Below are 17,480 nucleotides of genomic sequence, written 5' to 3' on the forward strand. Positions count from 1 at the left end.
TAATCCCCCTGCACCCCCTAAATATAGATCTCGTGATCGTCACTACATCCAAAGTTACAGCAGTCCCAAGCTGCGCTTAGGCTTGAGTACTCAGCACTGCTTCAATACTGTAGGCTTGCACTAATTGCGAAATATGCCGCAAGCTCAATGGGGCCACTGGCACAGCCTGAACTTGCTCACGCACCGCATCATAGGTGGCTTGGCTGACCAAAATTTGGTTGGGCAACGCGGCACTACACAAGCGGGCTGCTAAATTCATATCCGAGCCAATCGCGGTGTAATTCATCATTTGCGACGAGCCGATATTGCCCACGACCACCTCGCCTGAGGCAATCCCAATGCCAATTGCCACTGCTGGCAAGCCTTGCTTCTGCCATTCGGTCATCAATTCGTTATGACGGGCCTGCATCAACAAGCCAGTTTGCACCGCCAACAAAGGGTGTTGCTCATAGGGCAAGGGCGCACCAAAAAAGGCCACAATTTCATCGCCCACAAATTTATCGACCGTGCCACCTGCATTGCGAATAATCGTGGTCATGGCCGAGAGATGTTCGTTGAGCATGCGAGCAACCACATCGGCAGGCAATTGTTCGGAAACCGTGGTAAAGCCGCGCATATCGGAAAAAAGCATCGATAATTGTTGACGATGCACATTCAGATAATCATTGCCAGGCGTGCGCAACATCAAATCGACTACATCGGGGCTGACATAGCGGGCAAACGTTTCGCGAATATGGCGTTGTTGGCGATCTTCAAACAGCGCCGTATCCATTTGCGAAGCAATTGCGTTCAGCATTTTAACTTCGTGAATGCTAAAACCACGTGTGCCTGGCGGATTCGCCCCACCAAAAACCCCAATAATTTGATTTTTCAAAATCAAGGGCACGCCGATATAGGCTCCAATTGTTTGATCGATCTGTTCGCGGCGCACCAATTTGCCTTGATCAACGGTTTGGCGGGCCAAATCGCGCAAGACTTGCGACACTTCAGTGCACGGGTCGGCCACATCAGCGTGCGAAGCGGCACGAAATTCAAGCTCATGCTCCTCGGCGGTGTAGAGCATAATAAAGCTCCAAGCAGCGCCAATCGTCTCGGAGAGCAAGCCCAATGCTGCTCCCAAACCTTGATCGAAATCGGGCGTGGCATCGATCAAGCGATCCAAACGATAGATCGTTTCGAGTTCGCGGTTGCGCGATTGCACTTGTTGGAATAGGCGCAAGCCAGCCATGGCCGAATCGATTTGCGAACACATAGCATCCATCAAACGCCGATTATCAGCCGACCAATGGTGATCAGCCGAGCCAAGCACCAACACACCCAGCCGCTCACCCTTAACCGAGAGCGAACGCACAATAATTTCTGAATCGCCCTCTTGCAAGGTTGAGGTTTCGCCGCCAGCCAACGCATTAGTCAGGGCCAGCATCAAACTAGCAGCATCCTGTGGCCGCCAGCGTTCAATTGTAATATTTTGGGCGGGGCAATCTTCCAAATCAAGGGTAATTAATTGCAGCAAATCGGGCTGCAACACCCCACGAATAATTGCGGCACAGCCAGTTAAAAAGGTTTCGGTCGAGTCGGTTGTATCGCGGAGCGCATCGAGGTCGTAGATCGCCCGTAGCTCTCGATGGCATAACGAGAGTTCATGGTGTAGTTGTTCGGGCATACGCGCAGCACCTCCTTGAGCCAGCAAAACGTGGATTAACAACGCCAGTATAGCATGAACTGCCAGCGCCGGAATAGCACAAAAAAGGGCGACAGCACCACACTGTCACCCCTTGAAGCCCAATACCTATGCAGTTTTAGTTGACATCCCAGACAATTTCGCCACGCAAGACACGGGCAATTTGTTCGGGGAAATTTTTGACCGAAATGGGCTTGGCAATAAAGCCATCGAAGCCCGAAACGCGAGCGCGTTCAGCTTCATCACGCGAACCATTGGCGGTCATAGCCACAATTTTGGTGCGTTTAAGCTCAGGCAAGGCCCGCAACTTTTGAAACACAATATGGCCATTTTCCCGTGGGATGCGAATATCCAGCAGAATGAGGTCGAGAAAGCTCAATGTAGGGTTTTGACGTACTTGCGGCGAGTTTAACCAACTGAAGAAGGCATCTCCTGACGGACGCGCGTTGCAGTAGGCAACACCGATCTGCTCGCGCAGAATCCGTAACGTCAAATTCATGCTGTCAACGTTATCTTCGATTACCATCACTTTTGCACGGCTTGCGACGACGATAGGCGAAGCGCTCGGTCGAACAACCGGATACATGGACTTTCTCCAAAACGAACACAATAACCCTTACTACGCAGCAGCCGTCGATGCACGGTTGGTTATCGCTCGTGACATTGCTCGATAACAGTCATCCTAGAGGCTAGTCCTTTTGGGTCATCGAGCTAGTACCCAAAGAACTGTTGTATTGTACTTGAATTTCAAGGCTCAAATATCAAGTTTTGGTTAAGAAATTGCGCCAACAAATGAGCGTATGCTCATCCAAAACGAGTGCTTGTAGCAGAGCAAACGGCAGGTTATGCTGGCAGTGGTGCTGGCTCTGCGGCTGCTTCCCCATTGGGATTATGAGCCAGCGTTGCAGCAACACAATTGCCTGATTTGTGTTGCTAGTGTACCGTATAGCACAGGATGTCGCCCATCCACTGTTAACCTGATTTCGCAACCAAACAGGTACAACCAACCCAAGGAGTCGCTCGCGTTTATGCCAGAAGCACGATCATTTGGTCAACAATTGCGCGACTATCGCCATCAACGCCAACTCACTCAAGCGGCTTTGGCCGAGGAAGTTGGCTGCGCCATCGAGAGTATTCGCAAAATGGAGGCTAATCGCCAGCGACCATCACGCAGTTTGGCGGCTCGTTTAGCCAGAATTTTGCAGTTATCAGCCGAGCAAAGCCAGATTTTTTGCGACCAAGCCCGAACGGTTGGCACTGATAGCGCCAATTCAGCGCCAAAACCAAGTGGCTTGCCATTAACGGCGACCAAGCTGATCAATCGCCAAACTGAGCTGGCAACGCTACAAAACTATCTCAACGCTGAGCATATTCGGATGATTACGCTGACTGGCCCAGGTGGCGTAGGCAAAACCCGCCTTGCGCTGCAAATTGCCCAGCATAGTCACAAGCATTTCCCCGATGGGGTGTATTTTGTCGATTTAGCTCAAGCAAGCAGCTTGGCGGATATTGGTTTAGCCCTCAGTCAAACGCTCAATCTGCCCAGTAGCAAATACGCTTGGCAACGCCACATTCAATTGCACTATCAACAAGCCCGCATCTTGTTGATTCTCGATAATGTTGAGCAATTGGTCAGCGCTGCCGAGCATTTCCGTGGTTTGCTTGACCATACCAGCCAGCTCAAATTGCTCTTGACCAGTCGCACGCTGTTGCATTGCGCTGGTGAATATGCGATTCCGCTGACACCGCTGCGCTTGCCAACTGCCGAGGCCAGCCTTAACGAGCTTAAAACCAATCCCGCCGTTCAGCTTTTTGTCCAACGAGCGCAAACGCTCAACCCACAGTTTGCCCTGACCAACCACAACGCCGAAGCAATCAAACAGCTTTGTTGGCAAGTTGATGGCTTGCCTTTGGCCTTGGAATTGGCGGCGGCTCGCACCCGTTTGCTCACGCCTGAAGCCTTGTTGGCTTATTTGCAACCGCCCTTGGCCTTGCTCAGCACCAATGATCCAACGGCTCCAGCTCGCCACCAAAGTATGTACAACGCCATTAATTGGAGCTATCAGCAAATTTCGCCCAAGCAGCAACAGCTTTTGCGCCAACTAGCAATTTTTCAGGCTGGATGTACTTTGGATGCAATTCAGGCTATCGTGCCAAACAATAATCAGCTTGATCTGCTTGAACAATTGGCAGGCTTAATTGACCATAGTTTGCTGAACATGCAGGCTGAAGCTGAACAGCCGCAACGTTTTAGCATGCTCAGTTTGATCCACGAATTTGCCGCGCAGCAATTGGCCGAACAAGCCGAATTTCCCGAACTCGCCCAACAGCATCTCAATTATTATGTCATGTACTGCGAATCGCTCAGCCAACAAGTTTTCACGGCACGCCAAGCGCTTTTATCGGAGCGCGAGAATATTCGGGCTGCAATTAACTGGGCAATCAGTACTCAGAATTGGGTTGCAGCCAGCAGTTGCATTTTGCCCTTGGCCGAATTTTGGTATCGTTATGGAGCCGCTGAAGAGTTACAAACGTGGCTGGCTTGGCTCCGCAGCCAACCAATTGATTTAGCAACTCAAGCCCGTTGCAACGAAATGCAGGGCTATATTGCAGCCTTTTTGCAAAGCCAATATCGCGCTGGTCAGGCGTGGTATCAACAAGCGTTGGCGCAACGCCAAGCCCTGCAACAAGCGGCGGCCATCGCCGACAATCTCGCCAAATTGGGCGAAGTTGCGATGGAGCAAGGCCATTATGCCCAAGCGCTTGAACGCTATCGCCACGCTTGTAGCATGCATGAACAACTTGGCGATCAAGCTTCAGTGTTTGCCATGCACGATTGCCAAGCTATGGTCTTGCTGCGTCAAGGTCAATTTGGCCATGCCCAACAGCTGTTACAACAAAGCTTAGATTATTGGCAGCAACAACAGATTTTGCCCAGCCTTGCATTTAGCCTGAATTACCTTGGGATGATTGCCTTTTATCAAATGCGCTTGAGCAAAGCCCAACAGGCGCATGAGCAAGCCTTGGCAATTTGGCAAACCCTCGATGATCAACGCGGGATTGCCTCAGCCTTGAATGCTTTGGCTCCAGTCTTGTTGCACCAAAACCAAACCGCTGCTGCACTGGCAGCAATCAAGCAAAGCTTGCAAATTCGCTGGAGCCTGCACGATTACGATGGCCTCGCTTGGAATTTAGAGCGGTTTGGTGAAATTTTGAGCAAAGTGCATCAAGCTGAATTGGCGATGCAATGTTGGAGCAAAGCCAAGCAACTCCGCGATGAACTAGCCTTGCCCTTGTTTGAGGCCGAACAAAAACGTTTGCAAATCTACATTAGGCAAACTAAGCAACAATTAACCTCCGCTCAAGTGCAACAGCTTTGGTTGAGCGGCCACAAGGTAGCGTTAGCGCAGCTAATTCAAACCCTCTTAATCACTTAATACCGCTTATAGGGTTAGGTGCGGTCTGATAGTTTAGGATGCCTGCGTAGATGCAAGGATATGAACCAATCGTTAGTCGATTTGCTCATTAATGCTTCAGCCGCGGATCGAGGGCATCGCGCAAACCATCGCCAAGCAAATTAAAACCCAACACAGTCAGCATAATCGCAATCCCGGGAAACAAGGCATACCACCATTGGCCAGTGCCCACATATTCACGGGCGGTCGAAAGCATCGAACCCCATTCAGGCCGTGGTGGTTGTGCGCCCAGCCCCAAAAATCCCAAGGCTGCTACACTAGTAATCGATGAGGCCACACTCAAGGTCATTTGCACCAAAATTGGGGTTAAGCTATTGGGCAAAATATGCCGCATCAACATACGCATTCGGCTCACCCCAACCGCCTCGGCAGCATGAATATACTCTTGATTGCGCACACTCAACACCGCTGCACGGGCAATCCGCCCAAAAATTGGAATTTCGACGACTGCTACCGCCAACATTGCATTGAACAACGGTGGGTCAAAAATCGTTTGCAAAATTGGCAGTTCGGTAATTTGTTGGCTAAATTTATACGAAAACGATTCACGGTTATTGCTAATCGCGGTCAAAGCAATCGCGAGGAGAATTGAGGGAAACGCCAGCAAAATGTCCATCAGCCAGGTGGCAATGGTGTCAATAATGCCGCCGAAAAAGCCCGAAATTAAGCCTAGCAACGAGCCAAAAATTACCGCCAATATCACCGCAAATGTGCCCACCGTTAGCGAAATCGGCGCACCATGCAACACCCGAATAAAGATATCGCGACCTAATTGATCGGTGCCGAATGGCCGTTCAAATCTGCCCCACGGAATATCTTTGCGGGCTTTGTCGATGCTTTTGCTAGCAGCATCGGCCCGTTCTTCGGCGGTCATCAACCATGATGGCGGTTGGAGTTTGTTGGCGGTATCACGGTTGAGCGTCTGATCAAGCGGTTGTACCAAGGGCGTGATAATTGCAACTGCAAACAGAAAAGCACAAATCAGCATTCCCAAACGGCCAACCGTGCTACTAAACAGCCGCCGCCGAGCATCACTCCAGAGCGAACGCGGCTTGCGCGAAAGTAACGCTTGATCGCTCGTTGGTTTCTTGGTGATAGTTGGTTCTGTTGTCGCCATAATCAACCTTTACAAACAAGTTGCATCCACAAACGCCGAGCAGCGTTACTTATATTGAATTCGGGGATCAAAGAAGCGGTAGGAAATATCGACCAAGGTATTGATCAACACAAATACCAATGAGACAAACATCACGCCGCTTTGCACCACCGGATAATCGCGGGCTAAAATGCCATCAAGCAGCCAGCGCCCAATTCCTGGCCATGAAAATACCGTTTCCGTCAACACAGCGCCGCCCAGCAAAAAGCCCAATTGCAGCCCGATTACCGTAATCACTGGAATTAAGGCATTGCGCAAGCCGTGGCGCAAAATCGTAATCCGCGCCGATAAGCCTTTGGCACGAGCAGTGCGAATGTAATCTTGATACAGCACTTCGAGCATGGCCGAACGCGTCATGCGGGCGATGCTAGCAAGCGGTACAGTCGCCAAAGCCAGGCTGGGCATAATTAAATGTTTAAAGGCGTTCATGGTAATGTCAAATCGCCCAAGCAACAGGCCATCAAGCAAATACAGGCCCGTAATTGGCTCGAACGAGCCTTGCAAGCTAGTATCAAGCCGCAAACTTGGGTCAAGCCATTTGAGTTTGACTGAAAAGAGGTATTGCATCATCAAACCCAACCAGAAGATCGGGATTGAAACACCGAGCAAGGCTACAATCATACTGCTGGCATCGAGCCAAGAGCCACGTTTGGTAGCCGAGACCACACCTGTGGTCACGCCAACCACCACTGCAATCAACAAAGCACTGAGTGCTAACTCGATCGTCGCAGGGAAACGCTGCTTTAATTCTTTGGAAATCGCTTGGCGGGTTTTGATCGAATCACCAAAATCGCCAGTAGCAAAATTGGTGATATAGGTCACATATTGGCTTTCGAAGATATTGCCGCCCTCAAAATTGAGAAACAAGGGGCGATCAAGTTTGAGTTTGGTGCGCAGGGCGGCGCGTTGTTCGGGGGTTGAGCGTTCACCGAGAATGATAATCGCCGGATCACCGGGGATGGTTCGGAGCAGGGTAAAAACCAGGAGCGAAATGCCAAGCAGGACGGGAATAATGCCAAGCAGCCGACGAAAAATATACCCAACCATGCATTCTTCCTTACTATACGCCGCTTGTTAGAATTAAGTGCTAACAAGCGGCGTAGGCTCGGCTATTGGTTATTTCGTGATTGAGATCGGTGCGAATGATTCGCCACCAGTTGGATTTGGCACCCAGCCTTGCAAGGCTTTTTTAGCAGCCAATACGGGTGGAGCATGCACGATCGGAATCCGTGGCAAATCGGTGTTAATCAACTTGCCAGCTTCTTGGAACAGCCGAATTGACTCGGCGGGCGAGGAAGCGCCACCAGCATCGGCCAGCAATTGCCAAACTTTCTCGTTAGTATAACCAGCTTCGTCGGCGTTGCCTGGGCCAAAGTGAGTGAACAAGAAGTTGTTAGGGTCGCCATAGTCGCCCGTCCAACCCAACATCACCATCCCGTTTTTCAGGCCAGCATCCCAGTTATCGAGATACACGCCCCAATCTTCGGTCTTGAGTTCAACCTTGATCCCAACGTCGGAAAGTTGGGCGGCGTAGAGTTCAGCCACTGACTTAGCATCGGGGTAGTAAGGCCGTGAAACCGGCATATACCACAATTCCAAGGGCAATTCAGTTCCATCGGTCAAGACCATGGTGCTAAAGCCATCGGCATAGCCAGCTTCGGCCAACAAGGCTTTGGCTTTTTCTGGATCATAAGCATATGGTTCGAGGTCAGTCGCCCGATATTCAGCCAATCCATCGGGCAAGAAGTCGTCGGCAATTGAGCCAACGCCGCCATACGAGGCATCAAGAATTTCTTGCTTGTTGATGGCATAGGCAACCGCCTGACGAACCCGCACATCGTCAAAAGGCTTGTTGTTCATGTTCAACGACAAGTAGGCAATGTTGAATGGAGTCAAATCAACCACTTGCAAATCGGCGCTTGAAGCAATTTTATCGCGGCTATCAGCGCTCAAGTTGATTGTGAAATCAATTGTGCCAGCTTCAAGCTCGGCCAAACGTTGGGGTGCTTCGGCGATAAAGCGCACAACCACACCTGGCATTTTGGCCTTGTCGCCCCAATAATCTTCGTTGCGCACCAAGGTGATGCTTTGACCAGCATCCCAGCGCTCAAACTTGAAGGGGCCAGTCCCAACGCCACCAACTTCTGGTGAGCCATATTTTTCTTTGGCAGCCTTGACTGCTTCGGGCGATGAAATTCCGAAGTAGGAAGCGGCCAAATAGCTTGGCAACAACGGCACAGGCCGCGTCAAAACAAACTTAACCGTGGTTGGATCAACTGCCATAATTTCTTTGAAGGCACTGTTGGGGTCGCCAGCATAGCCACCAAAAATATCGGGCACGATGTTGTATTGCTTGCCTTCGGCACGGAAGCCAAACTCAAAATCAGGCACAAACAAGCGCTGGAAGTTGAAAACTACTGCATCAGCGTTGAAGTCGGTGCCATCAGAGAATTTAACCCCTTCGCGCAGGGTAAACGTCCACTCGGTTGCATCGGCGTTTGGCTCCCACTTGGTCGCCAATTCGGGCACAACTTCCAACGTACCAGCCTTGAAACCCAACAACGATTCTTGGATTTGGCGGGTTACAATCAAGGCAGTACCCGTGGTCGTATCCATCGAATCGAGTGAATCGGGTTCGCCCGAACCACCAAATACCAGATACTTATCAGCATCGCCCATGGTTGGTTCTTCGGTTGCAGCAGCGGCGTCGGTTGGTGTGGCTGCAGCGGTGTCATCTGTAGGAGCGGTAGTTGGGGCAGCAGTGGGTTCGCCACCAGTAGCGGGAGTTGAGCCAACAGTTGCGGTTGGAGCGGCGGTTTCGCCACAGGCAGCTATCAACGGTATCATCAATACCAAGAGCAATAGCCAGCCAATCGAACGCTTACCTGGTTTACGGAAAGACATGAGACCTCCTTAAGCTATGCGTTCCTAAGATAGTCTTACTCTCGTCATCTCCACTGATACAGAGCGGTGCGGTTATCGTATTATAGGGCAAAATTCATGTGAGGTAAAATCTCGTTAACTTAATTGAGCCAAAGCTAGGTGCTGATTGTACTGATTATTAAGCCGTTAACCAACGAAAATCCCTGTCTCAACCACATGAAACAGGGATTTGTGCGAGGATTGCTTGGCGCTCATTATTCGTGGCGCAAGGCATCAATTGGGTTCAATTTGGCGGCCCGTTGAGCAGGGTAAATTCCAAAGAACAAGCCAACCCCCAGCGAGAAGCCGATCGCGACTCCGACAGTTTGCAGATCAATCGGCGCATCGAGCAAGCCCATTTGGGTTACGACAATTGGAATAATGCTGCCAAGCATCAGGCCAATCATACCGCCGGTCATACTCAGCACCGCCGCCTCAACCACAAATTGCATCAAAATATGATGGCTACGTGCGCCGACAGCCTTGCGCAAACCAATTTCTCGAGTACGCTCGGTCACACTCACCAGCATAATATTCATAATCCCAATTCCGCCAACCAGCAGCGAAATCCCCGCTACCGCCGCCAGAAAGAGGGTCATCATTGAGGTGATCGTGGTCAGCGTGCCCAAAATTTCGGCTTGGTTGATTACATTAAAATCATCGGCGCTACCATCAAGTTTGAGATGATGGCGCTCACGCAGCAACATGCTTACCCGCGATTGCAGCGCATCAAGATCGCTAGCATTAATCGCCGAAAGCGTAATCGAGCCAACTCGATAGCCATTGCCATCAGGAGTGCGGGCGTTAAACAGGCGTTTTTGGGCCGTGGTAATCGGAATATAAGCCCGATCATCTTCCGAGCCAAAGGCACTGCCACCCTGCGGCGTAAGCACCCCCACCACGCGCAAACTTTGGTTGTTGATCCGCACGGTTTGGCCAACCGCTTGACCATTGCCAAATAAATCTTTGGCCAAGGTCGAACCCAAGACGATCACGGTATTTGCGCCTTGTAAATGCTCCTCAGTGATAAAACTGCCCTGTTGCATGGCCAAGTTGTTCACCACTTGAAACGACGGAGTTATGCCAACAATTTGGGCGCTTTTATCCGCCGATTTGGCGACAATTTGGGCATTTGAGTTAAGTTGGGGAGCCACGCCAATCACTGGCAGTTGCAAGGCTTCAATCGCCCGCGCATCGTCCATCGTCAAGTTTTGGGCAGCAGTCGCATTGCCAGGCCCACGATTTTGTGAGCCAGCCGAAATTGTCAGGACGTTCGTGCCAATTGCCTCAATTTCGCCAGTAATCGAAGCACTTGCCCCGTTGCCAAGCGCCAGCAACGAAACCACCGAGGCCACCCCAATAATCACCCCCAACATCGTCAGCAACGAGCGCACTTTATTAGCCAACAGGCTGCCAAACGAAATGCGCACCACTTCCCATAGGCTGCCAAAGCCACTTGAGCTAGCTTCAATCGGCTGAAATAGGATGTCGTCGCTGGCGGCGGGAGCGGGCGTGGGAACAGTTTGCACATCAAGCGTTGTCATCATTGCATCCTTTAATTACGCTGATCGCCAATCAACTGCCCATCGCGCATGGTCAGCACTCGCGCCGCATAGGCCGCCACGTCATGTTCGTGGGTCACCAGCACCACCGTAATGCCTTGCTCACGATTCAAGCGCCGCAGCAATTCCATAATTTCGATGCTGGTTTTGCTATCCAATGCGCCAGTTGGCTCGTCGGCCAAAATTACCGAGGGGCTGCCAGCCAAAGCACGGGCAATCGCCACCCGTTGTTGTTGACCGCCGCTCAATTCGTTGGGGCGGTGATCGACCCGCTGGCCCATGCCTACCAAATTCAGGGCGGCCATAGCGCGGCGTTGGCGTTCAGTGCCCGCAACCCCACGATAAATCATCGGCATTTCGACGTTGCGCAAAGCCGATTGGCGTGGCAACAAGTTGTATTGTTGAAAAATAAAACCCAATTTTTGCCCACGCACCAGCGCCAAATCGTTGCTCGAAAGCTGATCAACTGCCACGCCATCAAGCACATAGGTTCCTGAAGTTGGCGTATCCAAACAGCCGATCAAGTTCATCACTGTGCTTTTGCCGCTCCCGCTTGGCCCCATAATCGCTACAAAATCGCCCTTGTCGATGCTGAAACTCACGCCTTGCAGCGCTGCCACCAGCACATCACCCATTTGGTAGGTTTTGTGAATATCGCTCAAACTAATCATCAGCGGCCTCCGCCGAATAACCCACCATTGCCACTATCCGAGGCGGCAGTTGGCACGGCGATGATCGTATCGCCTTCATTCAAGCCACTCAACACTTCGGTAAATGAGCCATCGCTGATGCCAGTCACCACATCGACCTCACGTACACCAGCGCCATCGGGCACTTGCACCACCCGTCCGCTACCTTTGGGCAACAAGGCTGAATTTGGCACCAGCAATACATCACTTTTTTCGCTGAGAATAATGTTGGTGTTGACGGTCATGCCAACTTTAACCATTGGGTCGTTGCTAGGCACGCTAATTTTGACCCGATAAATCACCACGCCGTTCGATACTTCGGCCACCGGCGAGATATAACTGACCGTACCCTCGGCGCTCCAGGCATCGAGCGCATCAATCGTTAACTCAACTTTTTGATTCAGCGTAACTAATGCCACATCAGTTTCGCTCAAATTCAGCTCTACATACAAGCCACTACGATCAAGAATATGCATCACCGCACCGCTCGAAGGGCCACCAGGCACAATCGAAACCGAGGTAATCACGCCAGCAAAAGGAGCACGCAAGGTCGCATTATCACGTTGTAATTGCGCTTGTTTTAACGATTGCTCGCTTTGTGAAACTGCTGCTTCTTGAATCGCCAAATCAGTATCAGTTGGTGGGGCTGTTAATTTATCAAGGTTGGCTTCGGCTTGATCAACATTGGCTCGGGCTGCCGCAACATCAGCCGCCGTGCCACCTTGGGTCAATTTGCGCAAATTGGCTTTAGCTTGGTCGAGGTTGGCTTGGGCTGCCGCGACATCATCAGCGGTTCCGCCTTGTTTGAGTTTATCGAGGTTAGCTTTGGCTTGGTCGAGCGCGGCCTCAGCTTGGGTAATTTCGAGCGCGGTTGCACCTTTGAGCACAGTTTGCAATTGCACTTCAGCATCACGCACTTTGGCCTCAGCATTAGCAATATCCAAACCTTCTTGGGTTACGGCATTGTCATAGGCCAATTGGGCCGCGTCGAGCTTGGTTTGGGCATCTTGTTCATCGCGCACGGCATTGTTATAGCGATCCACATCGGTTTGATAGCCAAAATCATCGGGCTTTTTCTTCCAATTCCCATCAGCATCGTGGGTTTCCCAATACACTTGGCTGAGGCTGGTTTGGGCGTTACGCACCGCATTGGCGGCGGTATCACGATCAAGTGAGGCTTGATTTTTGGCCTTCGAAGCATCAGATTTCACTTGCTCTAAGCTTGATTTAGCCTGATCAAGCGTGGCTTGGGCGCTGGAAACCTTTTCTGGTTTGGGGCCAGCCCGCAGATCATCAAGCTTGGCTTGGGCTGAACGGACTGAGGCTTCGGCATTGGCCAAATCAGCTGGCGTAGCGGTGCCATTTTTGGCTTTGCGTAATTGGGCTTCGGCGTTAGCAACACTGGCTTGGGCCGAGGCAATATCAGCAGCGGTAGCATTGCCAGTTACGGTCTTTTGCAAATTGGCCTTCGCATTATCAACGCTGGCTTGCGAAGCGGCCAAATCCTCTGGGCGAGCATTGCCCTCTTGGGTTTGGCGCAAACGGGCTTGGGCACTTTGCAAATTGGCTTCAGCGGAAAGCACGCTTAATGCCAAATTACGATCATCAAGCTCAGCCAGCATCTGGCCTGCTACCACCTGTTGGCCTTCGCTGACCAAGACGGTGCTGACAATTCCAGTCGTTTGAAAGGTAAGATCAAGGCTTTGCTTGGGGTTAATCGTTCCGCTGCCAAGCACCGATGAAACCAAACGACCGCGCTGAATCGTCGTGGTAGTGCTGGCCGAGACGGTCGATGGATCATCGCCACCAAAGACAAACGGCATTAACACCAGCGCTAATAAGACCGCGCCGCCAATAACAAACCATTTATAGCCACGTTTTTTGGGCTGTGCTGAGCTTTCAGCCATCGGAAATCTCCTTATGCGACAATTTCTAGCTATACTGTAGTGAATTCCGGCGCGATCAGCATCGATCTTTATTTCGATCATTCATTCGCACGTTTTGGTGAAGCGGCGATCATCCATTTGGGTGATGCCGACGGCCCAAGCTTGGTCAATAGTTAAGTACTGGCTTGTGATCAAAGGCGCTAGCGATGAGCAATAAACTCAAAATCGACCGCGAACAAACCCAATGGCGCAGCAGCACAATTTTGCGCTCGCTGCCAATTATGTTAATTCCAATTGCGGTGGCAATTATTAGCCTGCTCTGGCTACGAATGAAGCTTCCCGCCGAGCAATTCAATCAACAACCGCAACGTGATGGCACACCAATTACCGCAATTGTGGTGATCATTATGTTTGTGTCGGCCTTAATTATCTTTGTACGTTTAGGCCGACCAACCATCTCAGCCTTTGCCTTAGTGGGCTTTTGGACACTGATCACCACCAGTTTGGCAGTACGCAGCGGGATCACCAGCTTTTTTCCGGCGCTGTTGGTCTTGCCAATTTGCGCCGCAGGCTTGTTGATTGATCGGAGTGCCAGCATTGGTTTAGCGGTCTTAGCCAGTTTGTTGGTAATCAGCCTCGCTTGGGCCAAACTTCAGGGCTACGATTTAGCTCGCCAAGCGCCGCCCTCAGTCTTCACTCGCTATCCTTGGCTGGTTTCAACCGTATTTTGGATTACGCTCTTTTGGATGGTCGCAAGCATGACCTGGCTCTTAGCGGGGAATTTACAACGAGCCTTGCAGCAAAGTCGTGCTCATGCCCAAGATTTGGAGCAGTTGCGCAGCCAATTGGAGCAGCGGGTGCAAGCCCAAACTGCTGAGCTTGCTCAACGCACCCATCGCGCAGAAGCATTGTATAACATCAGTAGTGCCCTAGCCCTACCAGCAGATATTACCCAAATATTACCGTTGATTGCCGAGCAAGCCCATCAATTGCTGCATGTCGATTACTCGTGGATTATGCTCAACCATCAGTGTCTTGCGGCCTATCCCGAAGCGGCTGTTCACGAACCACACTTGCAATTTGAGCCAACCCAAAACACATCAGTTATGTCAATATCCAGCAAATTTGGCGAGCATACCGCCTTGGTGCTGCCATTTCAACTTGAAAACGACCAAGTGCAATTAATTTTAGCTGGTGCAGCAATCGCCCAAACCAATACCGATGATCGTGCCCTCGCCGAGGGTTTGCGCGATCAAGCAGTGTTGGCCTTGAACAACCAACGTTTATTAGCCCAAGTGCGTGATAAAGCCATGCTCGAAGAACGCACCCGGTTAGCCCGCGATATTCACGATACTTTGGCTCAAGGCTTAACTGGTATTGTGATTCAGCTTGGGGCAACTCAACGGGCCTTAGTTTATAGCCCCAGCGAGAGTAGCACCCACTTGGCCTTAGCTAGCCGTATGGCCCGCGAAGCCTTGGCCGAAGCTCGCGCCTCGGTTTGGAATTTACGTGCACCCTTGCTGGATGCCAATAGCTTGACCAAGGCCATTCAGGAACTCGCGGCCCATCCCATGCGCTCTGATTTACAGGTTGATGTGCAGATTCATGGCCAAGTGCTAAGACTTGATTTGCACGACGAAACCGCCCTGTTACGGATCACTCAAGAAGCTTTGGCGAATGTGGTCAAACATTCCAAAGCTGAACATGTCAGCATTCAATTGATCTATGGGAATAGCAGCGTGGAGCTATTAATTCACGACAATGGCACAGGCTTCGATCAGGCGATTTTAACCAACCAAATGCAGATGACCAACCATTTTGGCCTGATTGGCATCCGCGAACGGGTCGCCCAAATCGGTGGTAGCCTACAATTAAGCAATCAGCATGGCGCGTTGGTTCATGTGCAAATTCCCTACAATCTGCCCCAAACAGCCTTGGTTGAAATGGAGTAACCTAATGATTCGTGTTTTAGTCGTTGATGATCATCCAGTTGTGCGCCACGGCTTGATGGCGATGCTCGGCTGGGAGCAGGATTTCGAGCCAGTTGGTGATGCTGCTGATGGTCAACAAGCAGTTAACTTGATCGAGCAACAACAACCTGATGTGGTGTTACTTGATTTGCGTTTGCCGCAACTGAGTGGCATCGAAGTGATGCGCCATACCCGTGCCAGCGCCCCCAATACCCGTTTTCTGGTGCTCACAACCTATGATACCGACGAATACATTGGGCCAGCCTTGAACGCTGGAGCCGCTGGATATTTACTCAAAGATGCGAGTCCTGAGGAAGTTTTTCGGGCGATTCGCTCAATTTATGAGGGTGGTGCCGCCTTGCAATCGGGTATTGCGGCGCGAGTGCTCAAACGACTAGCCACCGAGCCAGCCGAAGATGAGCTTTCGCAGCGTGAGCTTGATGTGTTGCAATTACTGGTACGGGGCGAAAGCAACAAAGCCATTGCCCTCAGCCTCAACATCTCCGAAAACACGATCAAATCGCATGTCAGCCATATTTTTAGTAAGCTCGATGTGCGCAGCAGGGCTGAGGCCGTGGCGGTTGCCTTGCAACGAGGCCTTGTAAAGTAGTTTAGTTAGGCTATGGAAACCGAACTTAAGCAGAGGCGCAGAGAGTTCTAATTAAACTATAGCCATATATTCTCTGCGCCTCTGCGTTAAAACCTCATCCACCTTCGTGGCCTTCGTGTTCTTCGCGGTTAACATAAAGCTCCCGAGCATCATCAACCAATCACCAAGCGTTGCGACTTGACATAGGTTAAAGCCAGTGCTATCCTAGCCCAAAATTCTGTGTAGCAGAATTATATCCTTGTAAAACTAATAATTACAGCAAACAGTGAGGAACCGATGGATAAGCACATCAAAACCATCGCCCAACTTAATCGGCTTGTACATGAACCAGTTCGCTTACAAGTGATGAGCTATCTTGCTACCGTTGATGAAGCAGATTTTCTGTATCTAATGAACGAACTTGAGCTAACCCAAGGCAATCTTGGCTCGCACATGAGCAAACTTGAGGCCGAAGGCTATATCTCAGTTACCAAAGAATTTGTGGCACGTCGCCCGCGCACCAGCTATCGCCTAACCTCGGATGGCAAGGTGGCGATCAAGCAATATTGGCGGCTGATGCGCTCGATTGCCAGTGATGTGAACGATTAAAGAACAAAAGGCCTTGGGAAATTCCCAAGGCCTTTGCTTTTGGTTTTAGAAATTAGCGTTCAACTGACTTGTTAGCTGGAATTGCTGGCAAACAACCATTGAATGGATAATGGTGTGATTCGCCACCACCAATCAATGAGTTACCAATCAATGTCCCGTTGATTTGGCCATTGCTAAAGCTTACATCAGCAAATGGAGCCAAGATTGTACCTTTGATGCCAATCCCTGAGAGGCTAAAGCTAGTGGCTTGGTAGAAGTTGTAGACAATCTTGGTTTGATCAACATTTGTCAAGAAGGTTTCGAAATTTTGCATTCGATTGTTCGTGCCAGTGATATTAATCAAGACTGATGAACTTGCTGGAACGTTGATGTTCAAGCCATTAGCATTATTCAATTGAGCACCATCAACCGTGAAGATATTCAGGGTTGTATTGGTTCCGCTCAACTTGACTGCACCATATTCATAGACCGTCGTGCCATTAGCACTCAAGCCACCCCAAGCTTGCGAACGGTTGCGCAATGAAGTTTGCTCGTTGGCAAAGTTGATTGGTTGGCCTTGGCGAACGGTACCATTCAAGACGCTAACGCCATTCAATGATTTAGTCGTGCCATAAACCACATTGCCGTTGTAAACCGAACCGTTGGTGTAGGTCAACGAACCGCCGGCAACTAAGTCGTCGCGCGTACCATTTGAATTGGTCAAGCGCACGCCAACCCCAAAGTTTTGGAAGTTGATATTGCCACCAGCAGCGACCCGACCTTCAATATCGGTGTTGCTTTGGGTGATGTTGCCAAAGGTAAAGACATTGAAATCGCCAGCAGTGCCTAACCCTTGTGGTACACATTGGTTACCAGGCACAGGAGTACTGGTTGGTACTGGAGTACTAGTTGCTGTTGGCACTGGCGTGTTAGTCGCGGTTGGCAACGGTGTGCTGGTTGC

The 17,480-nt window shown here is 50.7% G+C and carries 13 protein-coding genes; 4 read left to right on the plus strand and 9 right to left on the minus strand.

Annotated elements, in window-relative coordinates; all coding sequences use genetic code 11:
* Positions 1-76: 76 nt before the first annotated feature.
* On the minus strand, positions 77-1,663 hold the full coding sequence (locus DEF47_RS22410; protein ID WP_012189159.1) for an adenylate/guanylate cyclase domain-containing protein: 1,587 nt from the start codon (positions 1,661-1,663) through the stop codon (positions 77-79).
* A gap of 136 nt (positions 1,664-1,799) precedes the next feature.
* Complete coding sequence (locus tag DEF47_RS22415; protein ID WP_012189158.1) at positions 1,800-2,267, minus strand: response regulator; 468 nt, start codon at positions 2,265-2,267, stop codon at positions 1,800-1,802.
* A gap of 442 nt (positions 2,268-2,709) precedes the next feature.
* Here DEF47_RS22415 and DEF47_RS22420 point away from each other — a divergent pair, with 442 nt between their 5' ends.
* Positions 2,710-5,118: an ATP-binding protein gene (locus DEF47_RS22420; protein ID WP_012189157.1), complete on the plus strand. Its 2,409-nt coding sequence runs from the start codon at positions 2,710-2,712 to the stop codon at positions 5,116-5,118.
* 88 nt (positions 5,119-5,206) lie between these two features.
* Here the strand turns inward: DEF47_RS22420 and DEF47_RS22425 are convergent, their stop codons facing one another.
* From DEF47_RS22425 to DEF47_RS22450, 6 genes are all read right to left on the minus strand, one after another.
* Positions 5,207-6,274 (minus strand): ABC transporter permease, encoded by a 1,068-nt coding sequence (locus tag DEF47_RS22425; protein ID WP_012189156.1) that lies wholly within the window; start codon positions 6,272-6,274, stop codon positions 5,207-5,209.
* Positions 6,275-6,319: 45 nt separating this feature from the next.
* Positions 6,320-7,360 (minus strand): ABC transporter permease, encoded by a 1,041-nt coding sequence (locus tag DEF47_RS22430; protein WP_012189155.1) that lies wholly within the window; start codon positions 7,358-7,360, stop codon positions 6,320-6,322.
* A 69-nt stretch (positions 7,361-7,429) separates the two neighbouring features.
* Positions 7,430-9,217 carry an ABC transporter substrate-binding protein gene (locus tag DEF47_RS22435; RefSeq protein WP_012189154.1) on the minus strand — a complete coding sequence of 596 codons (1,788 nt, stop codon included), beginning with the start codon at positions 9,215-9,217 and terminating at the stop codon, positions 7,430-7,432.
* Positions 9,218-9,450: 233 nt separating this feature from the next.
* Positions 9,451-10,782: an ABC transporter permease gene (locus tag DEF47_RS22440; RefSeq protein ID WP_012189153.1), complete on the minus strand. Its 1,332-nt coding sequence runs from the start codon at positions 10,780-10,782 to the stop codon at positions 9,451-9,453.
* An 8-nt stretch (positions 10,783-10,790) separates the two neighbouring features.
* The gene (locus DEF47_RS22445) at positions 10,791-11,468 is read right to left on the minus strand and encodes an ABC transporter ATP-binding protein (RefSeq protein WP_012189152.1); all 678 of its coding nucleotides are present in this window, start codon (positions 11,466-11,468) and stop codon (positions 10,791-10,793) included.
* Positions 11,468-13,393: an efflux RND transporter periplasmic adaptor subunit gene (locus DEF47_RS22450; protein WP_012189151.1), complete on the minus strand. Its 1,926-nt coding sequence runs from the start codon at positions 13,391-13,393 to the stop codon at positions 11,468-11,470. Before DEF47_RS22450 ends, DEF47_RS22445 begins: the two co-directional genes overlap by 1 nt.
* Positions 13,394-13,578: 185 nt before the next feature.
* Here DEF47_RS22450 and DEF47_RS22455 point away from each other — a divergent pair, with 185 nt between their 5' ends.
* From DEF47_RS22455 to DEF47_RS22465, 3 genes are all read left to right on the plus strand, one after another.
* A complete protein-coding gene (locus DEF47_RS22455; RefSeq protein ID WP_012189150.1) occupies positions 13,579-15,324 on the plus strand; it encodes a sensor histidine kinase in 1,746 nt (581 codons plus the stop codon).
* 4 nt (positions 15,325-15,328) lie between these two features.
* Entirely contained in the window at positions 15,329-15,952 is a 624-nt protein-coding gene (locus DEF47_RS22460) for a response regulator (protein ID WP_012189149.1), read from the plus strand.
* Between the two features lie 276 nt (positions 15,953-16,228).
* Positions 16,229-16,540, plus strand: a complete 312-nt coding sequence (locus DEF47_RS22465) for a winged helix-turn-helix domain-containing protein (protein WP_012189148.1) — start codon at positions 16,229-16,231, stop codon at positions 16,538-16,540.
* A gap of 52 nt (positions 16,541-16,592) precedes the next feature.
* On the opposite strand, the gene DEF47_RS22470 is transcribed toward DEF47_RS22465, so the two are convergent.
* Positions 16,593-17,480: choice-of-anchor A family protein (locus DEF47_RS22470; RefSeq protein ID WP_287045354.1), on the minus strand; the 888-nt coding region annotated here is incomplete at its 5' end.

The organism is Herpetosiphon sp. (assembly GCF_003512625.1).
Classification (GTDB): Bacteria; Chloroflexota; Chloroflexia; order Chloroflexales; family Herpetosiphonaceae; genus Herpetosiphon; species Herpetosiphon aurantiacus.